Origin of the sequence: Streptomyces sp. CB01201 (assembly GCF_002803085.1) — a bacterium.
Lineage (GTDB): Bacteria > Actinomycetota > Actinomycetes > Streptomycetales > Streptomycetaceae > Streptomyces > Streptomyces hundungensis.
On the sequence record NZ_NNBJ01000015.1, the window covers coordinates 104,964 to 122,192 of the forward strand.

Genomic DNA, 17,229 nt, shown 5'->3' on the forward strand with positions numbered 1-17,229 from the left:
CACGGTGAGCGAGACCAGCACGGGGGACGCCGTCGTATCCGCGGTGCGGGACGCCCAGTCGGCGGTCGGCAACTGGCGCCTGGCCTCCATCGCGGGCGCCGCGATAGGCGTGGTCGCGGCGGGCGCGGCGGCGGGCGTCGCCATAGAGCGGCTCACCGTCGGGCGCGGCATGCGCCGGAAGGCCCGCCTGGCCCTGGACGCGTCCGGACCGTACGGCGCGCTGCGGGGCATGCCGGGCAAGGCGGCCGCCGACGACGGGACCGTCCTGTACTACGAGACCGACGAGGTCGAGCCCGAGGCGGGCGCCAACGGCCCGCGCAAGCGCAGGCTCTTCGGGCGCAAGGTGCCGGCCCCGGTCACCGTGGTGTTCTCGCACGGCTACTGCCTCAACCAGGACTCCTGGCACTTCCAGCGCGCGGCCCTGCGCGGGGTGCTGCGCACGGTCCACTGGGACCAGCGCAGCCACGGCCGCTCGGACCGCGGCACGGCCCAGCGCGAGGGCCTGCCCGTCGACATCGACCAGCTGGGCCGGGACCTGAAGGCCGTCATCGACGCGGCCGCGCCCGAGGGGCCGCTGGTCCTGGTCGGCCACTCCATGGGCGGCATGACGATCATGGCCCTGGCCGAGCAGTACCCCGAGCTGATCCGGGACCGGGTGGTCGGCGTCGCCTTCGTCGGCACGTCGTCGGGCAGGCTCGGCGAGGTCAACTACGGGCTGCCGGTGGCCGGCGTCAACGCGGTGCGCCGGGTCCTTCCGGGCGTGCTCAAGGCGCTCGGCTCGCAGGCGGAGCTGGTGGAGCGGGGGCGGCGGGCGACGGCCGACCTGTTCGCAGGGATGATCAAGCGCTACTCGTTCTCCTCGAAGGACGTCGACCCGGCGGTCGCCCGGTTCGCCGAGCGGATGATCGAGAGCACCCCCATCGACGTGGTCGCCGAGTTCTATCCGGCCTTCTCCGAGCACGACAAGACGGCGGCCCTCGCGATCTTCGCGGAGGTCCCGGTCCTGGTCCTGGCCGGCGACCGCGACCTGGTCACGCCCAGCTCGCACAGCGAGGCCATCGCCGATCTGCTGCCCGACGCGGAGCTGGTCATCGTGCCGGACGGCGGCCACCTGGTGATGCTGGAGCACCCCGAGACGGTCACCGACCGCCTGGCCGACCTGCTGGCCCGGGTCGGCGCGGTGCCGCAGGCCGCTAACGTTGGGACGTATGGAAGCACCGCACACCAGCCCGGCCGCTGACGCCGGCACCAGCCTCACCCTCAACTCACCTTCCGAAATGCAGGAGTTGGGGCGCCGCATCGCCAAACTGCTCCGTCCCGGCGATCTCGTGATGCTCACCGGGGAGCTCGGCGCCGGAAAGACGACCCTCACCCGCGGCCTCGGCGAGGGCCTCGGTGTGCGCGGCGCCGTGACGTCCCCCACCTTCGTCATCGCCCGGGTGCACCCCTCGCTCGTCGGCGGCCCGGCGCTGGTGCACGTGGACGCCTACCGGCTCGGCGGCGGCCTCGACGAGATGGAGGACCTCGACCTCGACGTGTCGCTGCCCGAGTCCGTGGTGGTCGTCGAATGGGGCGAGGGCAAGGTCGAGGACCTGTCCGACGACCGCTTGCAGGTGCTCATCGACCGCGTCGTGGGCGAGACCGACGACGACCGCAGGACGGTGACGATCACCGGAATCGGGCCGCGCTGGAGCGGCGCGGGGGTCGAGGCGCTCTGAGGCCGGGCAGGGGAGCGGCCTGCGCGAGCCGTACGTTCCGACAAGACGTCGGCAAAATGTTGCGTTGGTCGCACCAGGCATGGTCACATGGAGGAAGAGACCTGGTTAGGTCTGCCTAACCGCGCCTTCTTCCGCAGCCCCTGGAGGCCGCCATGACCGTGCCGGAACGCGAAGCGAAGCCGTCGGCCCCGCGGGGCGTCACGGTGCCGCTCGGGGTGTCGATACACGATCTGCTCGCCTCCTGCGCGGCGGCCAGCGCCGTCTCGACGCCGCCGCGCGAGAGCGCGCCGAAGGCCGGCGAAGGGGAAGCACACCAGGACGCCGCGTAGTCGCGTCGTCCTATCGGGTGATTGTCGGTGCCGCGGCCGCGCCCGCGCGCGTCGGCCGCCGCGGGACGGCGGGAGCGGTCGGCCGCACGGGCCGACCGCCCGCGCAGCTGCCCGCTGCGGAACGGCCGGCTACGGAACGACGACGACCTTGGAGTTGCGGGTCGCGAACGTCCACATCGCGTCCCCGTCCGCCCGCGTCATGCGGATGCCGCCGGCCTTCTTGCCCGTCTTCGGAATCGTCATCGAGCCGTCGACCGCCGAGCTGAAGCCGATCGCCACGTTCTCGTTGCTGGCGAACCGCACGACGTGGTCGATGGCGACGCCGTCCGAGCCGGTGATCTTGTTGCCGGTCCGTGAGAGCACCACATACGTGCCCGGCTTCGGGTTGATCGCGGACGGCACGACCGCGAAGGTCTTCGGCGTCTTGGCCACGCCCACCAGCCACACCCGCTTCGCGCCGAGCGCGTACACGACCCGGACCCCGGTGCCCGAGTTCTCCGGCACCGCGAGGTCCGGCTTGCTGGCGGGGGAGCCCGCGGGGGGCAGGTTCGACGGCTTCGCCGACGGGGAGGCGCTGGCGCCCGGGGCCGCGAGATCGGCGGCCGGAGGCGCGCTCGCCGAGGCCTGGTAGGCGAGGAAGCCGACCACCGCGAGAGCGGCGGCGGTGATCCCGGCCACGAATCCCGTGCTGCTCCGTGCCACCTGGGCTTCCCCTTTCGTACGTACATGCATGCCTACGGTCATACCTGCGGCTGACGGTAGCAGCAGGTGACGGCTCGGGCGGGACGCCGTGCCCCCGTCGGCTTGGTCGTAGGCTGTTCGCGTGCTCCTGCTCGCCGTTGATACCGCCACCCCCGCCGTCACCGTCGCCCTGCACGACGGGACCTCCGTCGTCGCCGAGGCCCGCCAGGTCGACGCCCGCCGGCACGGGGAACTGCTGCTGCCCGCCGTCGACCGGGTACTCGCCGAGGCCGGACTGGCCCTCGACGCCGTGACGGACCTGGTCGTCGGCGTCGGTCCCGGCCCCTACACCGGCCTCCGCGTCGGCCTCGTCACCGCCGCGACGTTCGGCTCGGTGCTCGGCGTGCCCGTGCACGGCCTGTGCACCCTGGACGGACTCGCCTACGCCTCCGGCATCGAGGGCCCCTTCGTGGTCGCCACGGACGCCCGCCGCAAGGAGGTCTACTGGGCCCGCTACGACGACTTCCGCACCCGTGCGGGCGAGCCGTCCGTCGACCGGCCCGGCGACATCGCCGAGGAGCTGAGCGGCCTGCCGGTCGTCGGCCAGGGCGCGGTGCTGTACCCGGAGGCGTTCCCCGAGGCGCGCGGCCCCGAGCACCAGTCGGCGGGCGCGCTCGCCGCGCTGGCCGCCGAGAAGCTCGCCGCGGGCTCGGAGTTCCTGCCGCCGACACCGCTGTACCTGCGCCGCCCGGACGCGCAGGTGCCCAAGAACTACAAGGTGGTCACCCCCAAGTGACCGGGGCCGTACTGCGCGAGATGCGCTGGTGGGACATCGGGCCCGTGCTCGACCTCGAACACGAGCTGTTCCCCGAGGACGCCTGGTCGGCCGGGATGTTCTGGTCCGAGCTCGCGCACGCGCGCGGGCCGGGCGCCACCCGCCGTTATGTGGTCGCCGAGGACGAGCGGGGGCGGCTGGTCGGATACGCCGGGCTCGCCGCCGCGGGGGACCTCGCGGACGTCCAGACCATCGCCGCCGCCCGCGACCAGTGGGGCACCGGTCTCGGCGCCCGCCTCCTGACCGACCTGCTCAAGCACGCCACCGCCTTCGAATGCGACGAGGTCCTGCTCGAAGTGCGTGTGGACAACACCCGGGCCCAGAAGCTCTACGAGCGCTTCGGCTTCGAGCCCATCGGCTTCCGCCGCGGCTACTACCAGCCGGGCAATGTGGACGCGCTCGTGATGCGACTGACCGTCCAGGAATACGTCCAAGGAACAGAAGAGACTGACTGATGGCTGACGAACCGCTCGTACTGGGCATCGAGACCTCCTGCGACGAGACCGGCGTCGGCATCGTGCGCGGTACCACCCTGCTCGCCGACGCCGTGGCCTCCAGCGTGGACACCCATGCCCGGTTCGGTGGCGTGGTCCCCGAGATCGCCTCGCGCGCCCACCTCGAAGCGATGGTCCCGACCATCGAGCGCGCCCTGAAGACCGCCGGCATCTCCGCGCGGGACCTCGACGGCATCGCGGTCACCGCCGGGCCCGGGCTGGCGGGCGCGCTGCTCGTCGGCGTCTCGGCCGCCAAGGCGTACGCGTACGCCCTGAACAAGCCGCTGTACGGGGTCAACCACCTCGCCTCGCACATCTGCGTCGACCAGCTGGAGCACGGACCGCTGCCCGAGCCGACGATGGCTCTGCTGGTGTCCGGCGGCCACTCCTCGCTGCTGCTCGCGCCCGACATCACCTCCGACGTCCGCCCGATGGGCGCCACCATCGACGACGCGGCCGGCGAGGCCTTCGACAAGATCGCCCGGGTGCTCAACCTCGGCTTCCCCGGCGGCCCGGTCATCGACCGCCTCGCCAAGGAGGGCGACCCCAGGGCGATCGCCTTCCCGCGCGGCCTGACCGGCCCGCGCGACCCGGCGTACGACTTCTCCTTCTCCGGTCTGAAGACCGCCGTGGCCCGCTGGATCGAGGCCAAGCGCAACGCGGGCGAGGAGGTGCCGGTGCGGGACGTGGCCGCGTCCTTCCAGGAGGCCGTGGCGGACGTACTGACCCGCAAGGCCGTACGGGCCTGCAAGGACGAGGGCGTCGACCACCTGATGATCGGCGGCGGCGTGGCCGCCAACTCCCGGCTGCGCGCGCTGGCCCAGGAGCGCTGCGAGCGGGCCGGGATCCGGCTGCGGGTGCCGCGGCCCGGCCTGTGCACGGACAACGGCGCGATGGTCGCGGCCCTCGGCGCGGAGATGGTGGCCAGGAACCGGCCCGCCTCCGACCTGGAGCTCTCGGCGGACTCCTCGCTGCCGGTGACCGAGCCGCACGTACCGGGCGCGGCACACGAACCGGGTGGGGCGCACGAACCGGGTGGGGCGCACGCCCACCCGCACGATCACGACCACGTGCACGAGGTCAGCAAGAAGAACCTGTACTCATGACCGTCGCCCTGATGTGGGAGGCCCGGGCCGCCGAGGGCCGGGGTCCCGAGCTGCTGGACTGGGTCCGCGAACACCCGGTGGCCGGTCCGCCGCTGCGCCGCGAGATCCTGCGCGCGCCCGGCGACCGGGTCCTGGTGATCACCTGGTGGGACGCGCCCTACGACGCCGACCTGCCCGAACTCCCGGAACCGGCAGGGGAGTTGGTGGCCCGGCCGGTGCATCGCTGGCGCTTCGAGTCGCTCGGGACGCCGGACGCCTGAGCCTTCCTGGGTCGGTATCGCTGCGCCGTCTGATCGCTTCAGGCAACCCTGTGACCGTTTCTGGCATCAAGCTATGAGTAGCTGATGACAGAAACGGGCGGTATTGGACATGGGTTGGCTCGTGCGCAAGAAGGCGGTCGGTGCGGCTCTCTTCGGTCTGCTGATGGTCGCGGGGTGCTCGTCCGGCGGCGGATCGGGCAGCACCCCCTCCGCGTCCGCCCCGTCCGGCAAGGCGAGCGGTACGCCCTCGAAGGCGTCCCCGAGCGATGACGCGGCCGCCACCGGGGCCGCGTACCGCAAGTGGGGCCTCAAGCCGTTCGCCGCACCGCCCGCGCCGCCCGCCGAGAAGCCGGTGCACGGCAAGCCCGGCGAGGTCCCGGTGGTGAGCGACATCCCCACCAAGGAGAAGATCGTCTTCGTGACCTTCGACGACGGGGCCGAGAAGGACCCCAAGTTCGTCGAGATGATGCGGGACCTGAAGATCCCGTTCACGATGTTCCTGACCGATGACATCATTCGCGGCGATTACGGCTACTTCAAGCCGCTGCAAGAGCTCGGGAACTCCATAGAGAACCACACGCTCTCGCACCCCAATATGCGCACGCTCGGCGAGGCCGCGCAGAAGAACGAGATATGCACCCAGGAGAAGAAACTGGGCAAGGAGTACGGCAAGGCGCCCCGGCTCTTCCGGCCCCCGTACGGCAACTGGAACGAGAACACCCGCGCCGCCGCCAAGTCCTGCGACGTCCAGGCGATGGTGCTGTGGCGCGAGTCGATGCAGATAACCAACATGCAGTACCAGCGCGGCGACAAGAAACTGCACCCCGGCGACATCATCCTCGCGCACTTCCGCGGCCCCAAGGAACTCAAGGGCACGTCCATGACGGAGATGACCGCGAACATGCTCCGCCACATCCAGGAGCAGGGCTTCACGGTGGCCCGCCTGGAGGACTACGTCTAGGACGAACTGGACGTACGTGACGTCCCGGAAAAGGCGCTGCCGGCACGGGAAGGCGCCGGGAATTCCGAAGGCGCCGGAACAACAAAGAAGGCAAGGAGCCCGTACTCTCCTCGCCACTATCAAGATATAGCGCACCGGGGGGCTTGCGGCAAGGCCCCCATCGTGCCGCAGAATCACTGGCCTCGGGCCAGTACCTGCGGAATTGGGAGATTCACGAAGTGCGTGTGCAGTTGTCGGTTCCTGGATCCTCCAGCGCGTTCGACCTTCCCGACCGTCTTGCCGCCAAGGCCGATCCGGCGCTGATCGGGGGCGACGAGCGGCACTTCGCCGCCATCGCCCGCACCCTCGACCAAACGATCACCGAACTCTCCGCCCGCCTCGACGAGCTGCGCCGGTCGCCCGGCGGCATCGGCCGGGCCGCCATGGACCGGGACATCGAGGTCCACCAGCTGACCGGCCGGCTGCGCACCCTGCGCCGCTTCGGCCTGGACCTCTGCCTCGGCCGCATCGTCGCCGCCGACACCTCCGAGCCCCTCTACATCGGCCGGCTCGGGCTCACCGACAGCGAGGGCCGCCGGCTCCTCGTCGACTGGCGCTCGCCCGCGGCCGAGCCGTTCTTCGCGGCCACCCACGCCGGCCCGATGGGCCTCGCGAGCCGCCGCCGCTACCGCTGGACCGCGGGCCGGATCAGCGACTACTGGGACGAGGTCTTCAGCGCCGACGGCCTCGAAGGACACGCGGCCCTCGACGACCAGTCCGCGTTCATCGCCAGCCTCGGCACCAACCGCTCGGCCCGGATGCGTGACGTCCTGTCCACCATCCAGGCCGACCAGGACGCCATCATCCGGGCCGGTTCGCGCGGCGCTCTCGTCGTCGACGGGGGCCCCGGCACCGGCAAGACCGTCGTCGCCCTGCACCGCTCGGCGTACCTGCTCTACTCCGACCCGCGCCTGGGCCACCGGCGCGGCGGCGTCCTCTTCGTCGGGCCGCACCGCCCCTACCTGGACTATGTCGCCGATGTGCTGCCCAGCCTCGGCGAGGAGGGCGTCCAGACCTGCATCCTGCGCGACCTCGTCACCGAGGGGGCCGACGCCGAGCAGGAGGGCGATCCGGAGGTGGCCCGCCTCAAGGCGTCCGCCGACATGGTGGGGGCCATCGAGAAGGCCGTCGCCTTCTACGAGGAGCCGCCCACCGCCGCCCTGACCGTCACCACCCCGTGGGCCGACGTCCGGCTCACCGCCGACGACTGGGCGGAGGCCTTCGCGGCCCCCGGCCCCGGCACCCCGCACAACGAGGGGCGCGAGCTGGTCCGGGAGGCACTGGTGACGATCCTGCTCGACCAGTACGACGGCGACGACGTCCCGCCCGCGGAGTTCCGCAAGGCGCTGCTCCAGGACCGTGACCTCGCCGAGGCGCTCGGCAGCGCCTGGCCGCTGCTCGAAGCGGCCGACATCGTGGGAGACCTGTGGACGGTGCCGGCCTATCTGCGGATGTGCGCGCCGTGGCTCGGCCCCGACGACGTACGCCGACTGCGGCGCCCGGACCCGGGGGCCTGGACCGTGTCCGACCTGCCGCTCCTGGACGCGGCCCGGCAGCGGCTCGGCGACCCGGAGGCGGAGCGGCGCAGGCGGCGGCACGAGGCGCTGGTCGCCGCCGAGCGCGAGCGGATGTCGGGGGTCATCGACGAGATCATCTCCGCGTCCAACTTCCAGTCGGCGGGCGACGAGAGCGAAGGCGCGCTGCGGATGCTGCGCGGCAAGGACCTCCAGGACACCCTGATCGACGACAGCGCCCTGCCCGCCGCCGAACCCGACCTCCTGGCCGGCCCGTTCGCGCACATCGTCGTCGACGAGGCGCAGGAGCTCACGGACGCGGAGTGGCAGATGCTGCTGCTGCGCTGTCCGTCCCGGAGCTTCACCATCGTCGGTGACCGGGCCCAGGCCCGGCACGGGTTCACCGAGTCGTGGCGCGAACGCCTGGAGCGGATCGGGCTCGACCGGGTCGAGGTGGCCTCGCTCAGCATCAACTACCGCACCCCGGAGGAGGTGATGGCGGAGGCCGAGCCGGTCATCCGGGCCGCGCTGCCCGACGCCAACGTACCCACGTCCATCCGCAGCGGCGGCGTCCCCGTCGGCCACGGCTCCGCCGCCGACCTCGACACGGTCCTGGAGACCTGGCTCGCCGGGCACGACGACGGGATCGCGTGTGTCATCGGGGCTCCGGGCTTCCGGCCCACCCCGCGCGTGCGGTCGCTGACGCCGGAGCTGTCCAAGGGGCTCGAATTCGATCTGGTCGTCCTCGTCGACCCGGAGCGGTTCGGCGAGGGCATCGAGGGGGCGGTGGACCGGTATGTCGCGATGACCCGGGCGACCCAGCGGCTCGTCGTCCTCACGAGCTGAGGCCCGGGTGCGACCGGCCCGGAAGGGCGCTCCCGAAAAAAGTTCGGCGGATTCTCCCGGCGGTGTCGATCCGGCCGTCTCCCGTTCGACGCAAGGGTGAGAGGCGGGGAAGGACCCCCGCACCGCACGGGGTGCACCCGTACGGGATCCGCACAGCACGCAGAACAGAACGGAGAACGGCCATGCCGCGCTACCTGACGATGGTCCGCATCGACGAGAACAACACCCCCGCCAGCGGCGTCACCCCGGAGCTCATGGAGCGGATGGGCGATCTGATCGGCGAGATGACCAAGGCCGGCGTGCTGCTCGACACCGCCGGGCTCACCCCGTCCGCCGAGGGCGCCCGGGTGCGCTGGAACCACGGCGAGCTGACGGTCACCGACGGCCCGTTCACCGAGTCCAAGGAGGTCGTGGGCGGTTACGCGATGATCCAGGCCAAGGACAAGGCCGAGGCGATCGAATGGGCCTCTCGCTTCGTCAAGATCCACGGGGAGGGCTGGGACATCACCTCCGAGGTGCGCGAGGTGGTCGAGGGCTGAGCCCTGTGGGACGCGGCCGGGGCCTCGGCCCCGGCCACCGGGAAATGTTGCCGGGCGCCGGGCCCGGTGCTGTGCTGGAAAGCGCGATGAGTTTCGCGCGGGGTCCCGGTCTACCTGTTGACGCCGCCCGCACGGGGCCCGGCAACGGCTAGGAGGCCGACGATGTCCGCGCAGATCACGCAGAAGATCACCACCTTCCTCTGGTTCGACGGCCAGGCCGAGGAAGCGGCCGAGCACTACGTCTCCATCTTCGGCGGCGACTCGCGCGTCGCGTCGGTCACGCACTTCCCGGCGTCCGCGCCCGGCGAGACCGGCTCGGTCATGACGGTCGAGTTCGTCATCGCGGGCCAGCGCTTCATCGCCCTCAACGGCGGCCCCCAGTTCACCTTCAGCGAGGCGATCTCGCTCTCGGTGGGCTGCTCGGACCAGGAGGAGATCGACCGGTTCTGGACGCGGCTCGGAGCGGGCGGCGAAGAGGGCCCGTGCGGCTGGCTGAAGGACAAGTACGGGCTCTCGTGGCAGATCGTCCCGGCCGAACTGCCCGAGCTGCTCGGCCAGGGCGCGGAGAAGACCGAGCGGGTCATGGCCGCGGTCATGGGCATGAAGAAGATCGACCTCCAAGCCGTGCGGGACGCGTGACCCGGTGTCCCGGCGAATCGACCGTGAGTTCACCGCCGAGCTGGTCAAGAGCCCGAACGAGGGCGGCTGGACGTACGTCGTCTGGCCCGGGTCCGCGGAGTTCTTCGGCACCCGGGGTCTGGTGAAGGTCAGCGGAACCGTCGACGGGCATCCGTTCCGCAGCTCGTTCATGGCGCTCGGCGACGGCACCCACAAGCTGCCTGTGAAGGCCGAGGTGCGCAAGGCGGTCGGCAAGGAGGCGGGGGACACCGTGACCGTGCGCCTGACGGAGCGTCTCGACGGCTGAGCTGCCGCCCGGTCCCGCACAGTTGCCGCCGATCCTGCCGTACGTGCGGGAGCCGCACGTGCGGGAGCCGCACCTGCGGGACGATGTGCCGCCGGAGCGGGATGCGGAGAGCCGCCTCCTACCGATCGGGACGACCGCCGACGTCTCCGGGGCCACCGTCGCCCCGTTCGCGGCCGGCCCCGTGGCCGGTGCCCGGCCGGACCTGGTGACGGCCAGCCCCCCGAACTCGGCCGATAGCCACAGCAGTTGAGGGAGAAGGCGCCAGGGCGACGATGCCTCGCGCCCCACGGAACCGGCCAAGTGCCCCGCGTGTGTCCCAGGGTGGGCGCCGGAAGCAGGGGCACCCCCGATAACCTCTGCCGCATGACGCCCCGCTCGTCGCTCCCTCCTTCGCCGCCCCCGGCCGAGATACGTGCCTGGCCCGACCGCAACGCGCTGCTCGCCGACCGTGCGCTGGCCCTCGACGTGCTGGTCAAGGGCCACTTGGGCGCGAGTCGGCTCGGGCTGCTCTGGCTGTGGGCGGCGCTCTTCGCGCTGGGCTGGTCCATGGTCGGTACCGCGCTCATCTCGCTGACGGACATCCTCACCGCCATCGTCGGCGGCCTGTTCCTGCTGCTCGGTCTGGGCGTGATGATCCCGACCGGGATCGCCGTCGGGTTCGGCCTCCGCAGGGACCGGCGTATCCGTGAACTCCTGCGCCAATGGGGCGAGTTGGACCGGGACCCGATACTCGACCGCAATCTGCGCAGGCCCGGCCTCAGCCTGGCCTGGCTGGTGCCCTCGGTGCTGCTGTGCGCGGGTGGGCTCGCGGTCTGCCTGGTGCTGCCGGCGACGGCCGTGCCGGGCCGCGACACGTACGCGCTCGTCGTGTACGGCATGGGCTTCGGCCTGATCTGCTGGCTGACCGGCCTCGTCGGCGTGGTGAAGGCGGCCGCGCACCGGCGCTGGGTCCAGCGGTCCCTGCGGCGCCTATCCTGAAGGCTCCGCAGCGCGGCGCGATGCGGTGACATCACGGGGGAAGGACGGTCGCCATGGCCTGGTACTGGTGGATTCTGATCGTTTTCTGGATGGGCGGCTTCGGCTGGGCGATCGACAACGCCCGTACGGCGCTGCGGACTCGGCACGAGCGGAAGATGGAGCGGCTGGAGGCGGCGAAGCAGGAGCGCCTCGCGCTGGAGGCGGCTCACAAGGCGCCGGAGCCGGTGTGCGGGTGCACGCATCACCTCGCCAAGCATGACAAGGCGGGCAAGTGCCATGAACGGGTCGAGGTTCCGGTCGCGTGGGACGAGAACAAGAAGCCGCTGCGGTTCGAGTCCGGGCAGTGCAACTGCCAGCAGTATGTGGGGCCCCAGCCCCTCTCCCGGGTCTACGCGGACGAGCTGACTGATCTGGCGTGAGCGGCGCGGGGCGTGGGGGGCGCGGGGGTGCTGCTCGGCTGCGAGCCGTGGGGGCCGTTCGCGCAGTTCCCCGCGCCCCTAACCCCGTTTCCGTGTGCGGGCCGTGGTCGCTTTTCGCGCAGTTCCCCGCGCCCCTAACGCCGTTTCCGGGCGCGGGCCGTGGTCGCTTCTCGCGCAGTTCCCCGCGCCCCTAACCCCGTTTCCGGGCGCGGGCCGTGGTCGCTTCTCGCGCAGTTCCTCGCGCCCCTGTAGGTGGCCCCGAATGGCTCGGTGCTGGCCGGCGCAGGCATACCCAGCCCGTCCGGCGATTGAGGACGAGCGCCCTTTAGGCGCGAACGGGGGTGCAGGGGGCGGAGCCCCCTGCGGGGGGCCGAGGGCGCAGGCCCTCAGGGGCTCTGGGGCGGAGCCCCGGTGGTGTGGGGGAGGGGGTGGCCGACCAGCATCGTGGGGGCGCCGGCCACCCGGGTCAGGAAGACCGTCGCCGAGTTCGGCCCGGCCGGCTTCACGCGGCGCCGGATCTCCTCCGGCTCCACCGCCGACCCCCGCTTCTTCACCGTGAGCACCCCCACCCCCCGCTCCCGCAGCAGCGCCTTCAACTTCTTCAGGTTGAACGGGAGTTGATCGGTGATCTCGTACGCCGAGGTGTACGGGGACGCGTACACCTCGTCACTCGTCACATACGCGATCGTCTCGTCGATCAGCCGCCCCCCGCACCGCTCCACGATCTCGGCGACCAGATGCGCCCGGATGACGGCGCCGTCCGGCTCGTACAGGTAGCGCCCGACCGGCCCCACCGGCGGCGCGGCGAGCGGCGCGGCCGTCCAGAGATCGGCGGAGGCGGGCAGCAGCGTGGCGCGGACCGCGCCGGGGGTGACGCCGGTGCCGAACCACAGCACGGCCTCCTTCACGTCACCCCCGTCCGAGATCCACTCCGCCTCGGCCTGCGGCGGAATCGCCTCGTGCGGGATGCCGGGGGCGATCTTCAGCGCCGCGAAGGGGGCGGCCAGGGCGGCCGTGACCGCCCAGGAGAGCGGGGGCGAGTACGCCTCCGGGTCGAAGATCCGGCCCCGCCCGCCCCGTCGCGCCGGGTCCACGAAGACCGCGTCGTACGGGGCCGTGTCGATGTCGGTCACATCCGCGCAGCGCACCTCGATCAGGTCCGCGAGGCCCAGCGCCTCCGCGTTGGCGCGGGCCACCGCCGCCGTCAGCGGGTCGCGGTCGACCGCGAGCACCGCGATCCCGGCCCGCGCGAGCGCCAGCGCGTCGCCGCCGATGCCACAGCACAGGTCCGCCACGCTCCGTACGCCGCGCGCGGCGAAGGCCTTCGCGCGGTGGGTGGCGACCGAGGCGCGGGTCGACTGCTCGACGCCGTTGGGCGTGAAGAACATCCGGTGCGCGTCGGCCGCGCCGAATTTCGCCACCGCCCGCTGCCGCAGCCGCGCCTGCCCGAGCGCCGCCGACACCAGGTCCGCGTCGTGCTCGCGGCGCAGCCGGGTGGCCACCGCCAGCTCCTGGGACGGGTCGTACGCCCGCAGCGATGCGAGCAGGGCCCGGCCCTCGTCGGCCAGCAGGAGGGAGAAGGTGTCGAGGTCGTTCACCCCGTCATTGTCGCCCGGTCGCCGCCCCGCTGTGGGCCAGGTGGGCGATGGTGGGCCCGTGGCGGCGGTGTCGTACGGGCAGCGGGCCCCGCGCCTGACAGGATGCGGCGCCATGCAACTAGTACGACAAAAGGGAAAGTCCAGGACAAAGATCGCGTGTCTCGCGCTCGGGCTCGGCGCCGCGCTGCTCGCCTCCGGCTGCGCCTCCGAGGGCGGCGACGCCGGCCACCCCGGCGCCCAGGCCGCCAAGAAGGGCCCCGCCGGAGCGCTCGCGGGCTACTCCGAGCAGCTCAAGCAGGCCGAGACCGCGCGGCTCGCGGCCGTCAAGAAGTGGGGGCTCGCCAAGCCGCCGCTGCTCGCGCCCGAGGCGCCCGCCGTCAAGCCGAAGATCACCAACCGGCCGGGGTTCGAGACGGACGGCGGCGACTCGCTGCCGCCGGTCTTCACCACCGTCCCGACCAAGGACAAGATCGTCTTCCTGACGATCGACGACGGTGCGGAGAAGGACCCCACCTTCCTGAAGATGATGCAGGAACTGCGCATCCCCTACAGCGCGTTCCTCAGCGACTACCTGGTCAAGAACGACCACGAGTACTTCAAGAAGATGCAGGGTCTGGGCGTCACGCTCAACAACCACACGCTCAACCACCGGTACATGCCCGCGCTCTCCTACGACGAGCAGCGGAAGGAGATCTGCGACCAGCAGGACAAGATCGGCCAGTGGGCGGGCAAGCGGCCCCGGCTGTTCCGGCCGCCGTACGGGAACTACAACGAGGACACGCTCAAGGCCGCCCAGTCCTGCGGCATCCAGGCCGCGCCGCTGTGGGCGGAGGAGGCCTTCACCGACCACATGGAATGGCGCGAGTGGGACCGGGATCTGCACCCCGGGGACATCATCCTCACGCACTTCCGCGGGCGCGAGGACTGGAACGGGACGATGCCCGACATGGTCCGCCAGGTGATGAAGGTGATCACGGACAAGGGGTACGCCGTGGCCCGCCTGGAGGACTACGTGTAGTCCCCGGGGAACTGCGCCCTGTGCGCGGCTCCCGCGTGGTGGGCGCGACCGGTCTGCCGCCGGTCCGCCTATGGGGGGCGCGGGGAACTGCGCGACCAGCCCGGGACGGTCCGCAGTCGAAAACCCACACGCGGGAGCGTGACTCACCCTCACGCGTGGGGAGCTTCGGCTGCGGACCGTGCGGTGCGTGGCTGGTCGCGCAGTTCCCCGCGCCCCTGTAGGTCACCCGGCACCGGGCAGTACTGAGCCACCCGGGAGCCGCCTCAGCGAGCCGAGCCGAGCCGGGGGACGCTGGGCCGGGCCAAAGGGGTCGGGTGCGTCAACTCGGGCTCGGACGCGGCCCGTTCGGCATCCCGCTGCCGCTCCCCGCTGTCACTGATCCGGATCAGCAGCGCGATCATCACCCAGTTCGCGACCAGCGACGAACCCCCCTTCGCGAGGAACGGCAGCGCCTTTCCGGTCAGCGGGATGAGGCCGGTCACCCCGCCCGCCACCACGAACACCTGGAGCGCCAGGGCCGCCGCGAGCCCGGTCGCGAGCAGCTTGCCGAAGCCGTCGTGCGCGCCGAGCGCCGCCCGCAGGCCGCGCTGCACGAGCAGTGCGTACAGGACGAGGACCGCCATCACCCCGGCCAGGCCCATCTCCTCGCCGACCGTGGTCAGAATGAAGTCGCTGCGCCCGGCGAACCCGACGAGCTCGGGGTGGCCGCGGCCGAGGCCGGTGCCGGTCATGCCGCCGCTGCCGAAGCTGAACAGGGCCTGGGCCGCCTGGTCCGAGATCAGGCCCGCCGGGCGCCGGGCCGGCGGCAGATAGATGTCGAAGGGGTGCAGCCAGGCCACGATCCGGCCCTTGACGTGCGGCTCGGTCGAGCCGACGACGAACGCCCCGACCGCCGCCATCACCAGACCGGTCAGGATCCACCCCGCCCGCTCCGTCGCGACGTACAGCATCACCACGAACAGGCCGAAGAAGATCAGCGAGGTTCCCAGGTCGCGCTCGAAGATCAGGACGAGCAGGCTCAGCACCCAGATCGTCAGGATCGGCGCGAGCTGGCGGCCCGGCGGCAGCCGGACCCCGAACACCTTGCGGCCGGTCAGCGCGAGCGAGTCCTTGTGCACGACCAGATAGCCCGCGAAGAACACCGCGATCATGATCTTCACGAACTCGCCGGGCTGGAGCGAGAACGAGCCGATGAAGATCCAGCGCTTGGCGCCGTAGGTGTCGCCCGGGAAGAAGGCCGGTGCCATCAGCAGGACGAGGGCCGTCGCCATGCAGAGGTAGATGTACCGCTGGAGGCGCCGGTGGTCGCGCAGCACGGCGAGGGTGGCGAGCGCGACCGCGAACCCGATCACCGTCCAGATGAGCTGCCCCGAGGCGGTGGCCTCCGAATGGAACTTGCGCGCGTACGTCGGGTCGAGCCGGTACAGCAGCACCAGGCCGAGGCCCGAAAGGAGCAGGGCCAGCGGCAGGATCAGCGGGTCGGCGTAGGCCGCGAACCGGCGCACCGTGAGATGTCCGGCCAGTGCGATCAGGGCCATGCAAGCGGCGAACTCGTAGGTGGCGCGCGGCAGTTCACCCGTCATGGTCATCGCGGCCGCCGCATGGCCGAACGTGGCCACCGCGACGACGAGCGCCAGGAGCAGTGCCTCGGCGCGGCGGCGCCGGGCGGCGACCGGCCCGCTCCCGCCCCGGGTCAGTCCACGCACGGGATGCCGCCGCCGTCGATGACCGGAGTCGACGGGGCCGAGGACGCATGGCTCGGGCCCGGTGACGGGGAGTCCTTGCTCGGGCCCGGTGACGGTGAGCCCTGGGGGGCGGTGGGCGGGGTCGAGCGCACCGGGTGGAGGGCGTTCGCGACGATCCGCTTGATCTTCGCCGGGTCGACGATGTTGACGTCCTCGCCCCGGTGCTTCGCGAACTTCTCGATCGGCAGCGTCGTGAACTCCACGTTGCCGCCCGACAGGTTCCTGGCCTGCTTGAGGAAGGACAGCAGGTCCCAGCCCTTGTCGGTGACGAGGTCCTGCTTGGCGGTGTTCAGCAGGTGCAGCAGCCGGACCGGGTCGGTGAAGGTGCCGGCCGACGACAGCTTCTGCGTCGCCGAGGCGAGGAAGGCCTGCTGGCGCCGGGTGCGGTCCAGGTCGCCGCCGAGGAGGCCGTGCCGCTGGCGCACGAACGCCAGCGACTGCTGACCGTTCAGGGTCTGCTTCCCGGCCGGGAAGTCGGCGCCCGAGTACTTGTCCTTCACCGGATGCTTGAGGCAGACCGTCACCCCGTCCAGGGCGTCGGCCAAGTGGTAGAACCCGGCCAGATTGACCTCGGCGAAGTGGTCGATGGGCACGCCGAGGAAGTCGCGTACGGTCTCGATCTCGGCCCGGCGCCCCGCCTCGCGGCCCGCCGTCTCCAACTCCCTCTTGTCGCGGACTCCTTGGGCCGCCAGCTTCTCCTCGGTCCGGGCCTTCTCCAGGCCGTACGCCTTCTTGATCTTGTCCTGGCCGTGGCCCGGGATGTCGACCAGATCGTCCCGCGGCACCGAGAACGCCTTCGCCCGGCTGCCGTCGCCCGGCACATGCAGCAGGATCAGCGTGTTGGTGTTGTAGCCGCCGATGTCGGAACTGCCCGCGTGCAGCTTGTCGAGCACCTCGGGCGGCAGATCGTCGCCGTTCTGGTCCTTGCGGCTGTCCAGGCCCATCAGCAGGATGTTGGTGTCCCCGCCCACTGACTTGGGCGCGTCGTCGCCGAGCGCCCGCGAGGTGCCGATGCTGCCGGACAGATCGCGGTACAGGTACCAGGCGCCGACCGCCGCGCACAGGACCAGTACGGCGGCGCAGGCGGCGAACGCCCGCACCAGGCGCACCGGGCTCGAACGCCTGCGGCGGCGGGTGGTTCGGCTGCGGCTCGGTCGACGGCTCATTCGGCGGTGGCTCACGCCGACCGATACTCGGCCCTGCCCGCTGAAGGAAACCTGAGGG

At 71.8% G+C, this 17,229-nt stretch carries 20 protein-coding genes; 16 read left to right on the forward strand and 4 right to left on the reverse strand.

The genetic code is table 11. The features are described 5' to 3' along the window. Window positions 1-4: 4 nt before the first annotated feature. The 3 genes from CG740_RS28540 (at window position 5) to CG740_RS40455 (ending at window position 2,047) form a co-directional block, all read left to right on the forward strand. Window positions 5-1,240 carry an alpha/beta fold hydrolase gene (locus tag CG740_RS28540; protein WP_100578144.1) on the forward strand — a complete coding sequence of 412 codons (1,236 nt, stop codon included), beginning with the start codon at window positions 5-7 and terminating at the stop codon, window positions 1,238-1,240. Then, the gene (gene tsaE, locus CG740_RS28545) at window positions 1,209-1,718 is read left to right on the forward strand and encodes a tRNA (adenosine(37)-N6)-threonylcarbamoyltransferase complex ATPase subunit type 1 TsaE (RefSeq protein WP_100578145.1); all 510 of its coding nucleotides are present in this window, start codon (window positions 1,209-1,211) and stop codon (window positions 1,716-1,718) included. The genes CG740_RS28540 and tsaE overlap by 32 nt, the downstream gene beginning before the upstream one ends. A gap of 152 nt (window positions 1,719-1,870) precedes the next feature. Beyond that, window positions 1,871-2,047: a hypothetical protein gene (locus CG740_RS40455; RefSeq protein ID WP_199846601.1), complete on the forward strand. Its 177-nt coding sequence runs from the start codon at window positions 1,871-1,873 to the stop codon at window positions 2,045-2,047. Between the two features lie 129 nt (window positions 2,048-2,176). On the opposite strand, the gene CG740_RS28550 is transcribed toward CG740_RS40455, so the two are convergent. Next, window positions 2,177-2,725 carry a hypothetical protein gene (locus CG740_RS28550; RefSeq protein ID WP_100578146.1) on the reverse strand — a complete coding sequence of 183 codons (549 nt, stop codon included), beginning with the start codon at window positions 2,723-2,725 and terminating at the stop codon, window positions 2,177-2,179. Window positions 2,726-2,870: 145 nt separating this feature from the next. Here CG740_RS28550 and tsaB point away from each other — a divergent pair, with 145 nt between their 5' ends. The 12 genes from tsaB to CG740_RS28610 all read left to right on the forward strand — a co-directional run bounded on the left by tsaB (window position 2,871) and on the right by CG740_RS28610 (window position 11,644). Beyond that, entirely contained in the window at window positions 2,871-3,524 is a 654-nt protein-coding gene (gene tsaB / locus CG740_RS28555) for a tRNA (adenosine(37)-N6)-threonylcarbamoyltransferase complex dimerization subunit type 1 TsaB (protein WP_100578147.1), read from the forward strand. A 20-nt stretch (window positions 3,525-3,544) separates the two neighbouring features. Further along, entirely contained in the window at window positions 3,545-4,018 is a 474-nt protein-coding gene (rimI, locus tag CG740_RS28560; RefSeq protein ID WP_199846608.1) for a ribosomal protein S18-alanine N-acetyltransferase, read from the forward strand. Then, a complete protein-coding gene (gene tsaD / locus CG740_RS28565) occupies window positions 4,015-5,163 on the forward strand; it encodes a tRNA (adenosine(37)-N6)-threonylcarbamoyltransferase complex transferase subunit TsaD (protein WP_100578149.1) in 1,149 nt (382 codons plus the stop codon). Before rimI ends, tsaD begins: the two co-directional genes overlap by 4 nt. After that, entirely contained in the window at window positions 5,160-5,423 is a 264-nt protein-coding gene (locus tag CG740_RS28570) for a hypothetical protein (RefSeq protein WP_100578150.1), read from the forward strand. The genes tsaD and CG740_RS28570 overlap by 4 nt, the downstream gene beginning before the upstream one ends. Window positions 5,424-5,532: 109 nt before the next feature. Next, complete coding sequence (locus CG740_RS28575; RefSeq protein WP_100578151.1) at window positions 5,533-6,384, forward strand: polysaccharide deacetylase family protein; 852 nt, start codon at window positions 5,533-5,535, stop codon at window positions 6,382-6,384. Window positions 6,385-6,602: 218 nt separating this feature from the next. Beyond that, a complete protein-coding gene (helR, locus tag CG740_RS28580; protein ID WP_442802858.1) occupies window positions 6,603-8,783 on the forward strand; it encodes an RNA polymerase recycling motor ATPase HelR in 2,181 nt (726 codons plus the stop codon). 182 nt (window positions 8,784-8,965) lie between these two features. Next, window positions 8,966-9,322 carry a YciI family protein gene (locus CG740_RS28585; protein ID WP_100578152.1) on the forward strand — a complete coding sequence of 119 codons (357 nt, stop codon included), beginning with the start codon at window positions 8,966-8,968 and terminating at the stop codon, window positions 9,320-9,322. Window positions 9,323-9,484: 162 nt separating this feature from the next. After that, window positions 9,485-9,961, forward strand: coding sequence for a VOC family protein (locus CG740_RS28590; RefSeq protein ID WP_100578153.1), 477 nt, complete (start codon window positions 9,485-9,487; stop codon window positions 9,959-9,961). A gap of 16 nt (window positions 9,962-9,977) precedes the next feature. Further along, window positions 9,978-10,247 (forward strand): DUF1905 domain-containing protein, encoded by a 270-nt coding sequence (locus CG740_RS28595; protein WP_100578224.1) that lies wholly within the window; start codon window positions 9,978-9,980, stop codon window positions 10,245-10,247. A 43-nt stretch (window positions 10,248-10,290) separates the two neighbouring features. After that, on the forward strand, window positions 10,291-10,497 hold the full coding sequence (locus tag CG740_RS41145; protein ID WP_234376522.1) for a hypothetical protein: 207 nt from the start codon (window positions 10,291-10,293) through the stop codon (window positions 10,495-10,497). Between the two features lie 113 nt (window positions 10,498-10,610). Continuing rightward, complete coding sequence (locus CG740_RS28605; RefSeq protein WP_100578154.1) at window positions 10,611-11,225, forward strand: hypothetical protein; 615 nt, start codon at window positions 10,611-10,613, stop codon at window positions 11,223-11,225. Between the two features lie 53 nt (window positions 11,226-11,278). Then, a complete protein-coding gene (locus CG740_RS28610; protein ID WP_100578155.1) occupies window positions 11,279-11,644 on the forward strand; it encodes a hypothetical protein in 366 nt (121 codons plus the stop codon). Window positions 11,645-12,030: 386 nt separating this feature from the next. Here the strand turns inward: CG740_RS28610 and CG740_RS28615 are convergent, their stop codons facing one another. Next, window positions 12,031-13,242, reverse strand: a complete 1,212-nt coding sequence (locus tag CG740_RS28615; protein ID WP_234376523.1) for a class I SAM-dependent methyltransferase — start codon at window positions 13,240-13,242, stop codon at window positions 12,031-12,033. A gap of 112 nt (window positions 13,243-13,354) precedes the next feature. Between CG740_RS28615 and CG740_RS28620 the strand changes: the two genes are divergently transcribed. After that, complete coding sequence (locus tag CG740_RS28620; protein WP_100578157.1) at window positions 13,355-14,260, forward strand: polysaccharide deacetylase family protein; 906 nt, start codon at window positions 13,355-13,357, stop codon at window positions 14,258-14,260. 263 nt (window positions 14,261-14,523) lie between these two features. Here the strand turns inward: CG740_RS28620 and CG740_RS28625 are convergent, their stop codons facing one another. Further along, window positions 14,524-15,966: an FtsW/RodA/SpoVE family cell cycle protein gene (locus CG740_RS28625; protein ID WP_234376524.1), complete on the reverse strand. Its 1,443-nt coding sequence runs from the start codon at window positions 15,964-15,966 to the stop codon at window positions 14,524-14,526. After that, window positions 15,954-17,171: an LCP family protein gene (locus tag CG740_RS28630; RefSeq protein ID WP_100578158.1), complete on the reverse strand. Its 1,218-nt coding sequence runs from the start codon at window positions 17,169-17,171 to the stop codon at window positions 15,954-15,956. The genes CG740_RS28625 and CG740_RS28630 overlap by 13 nt, the downstream gene beginning before the upstream one ends. Between the last annotated feature and the right edge of the window lie 58 nt (window positions 17,172-17,229).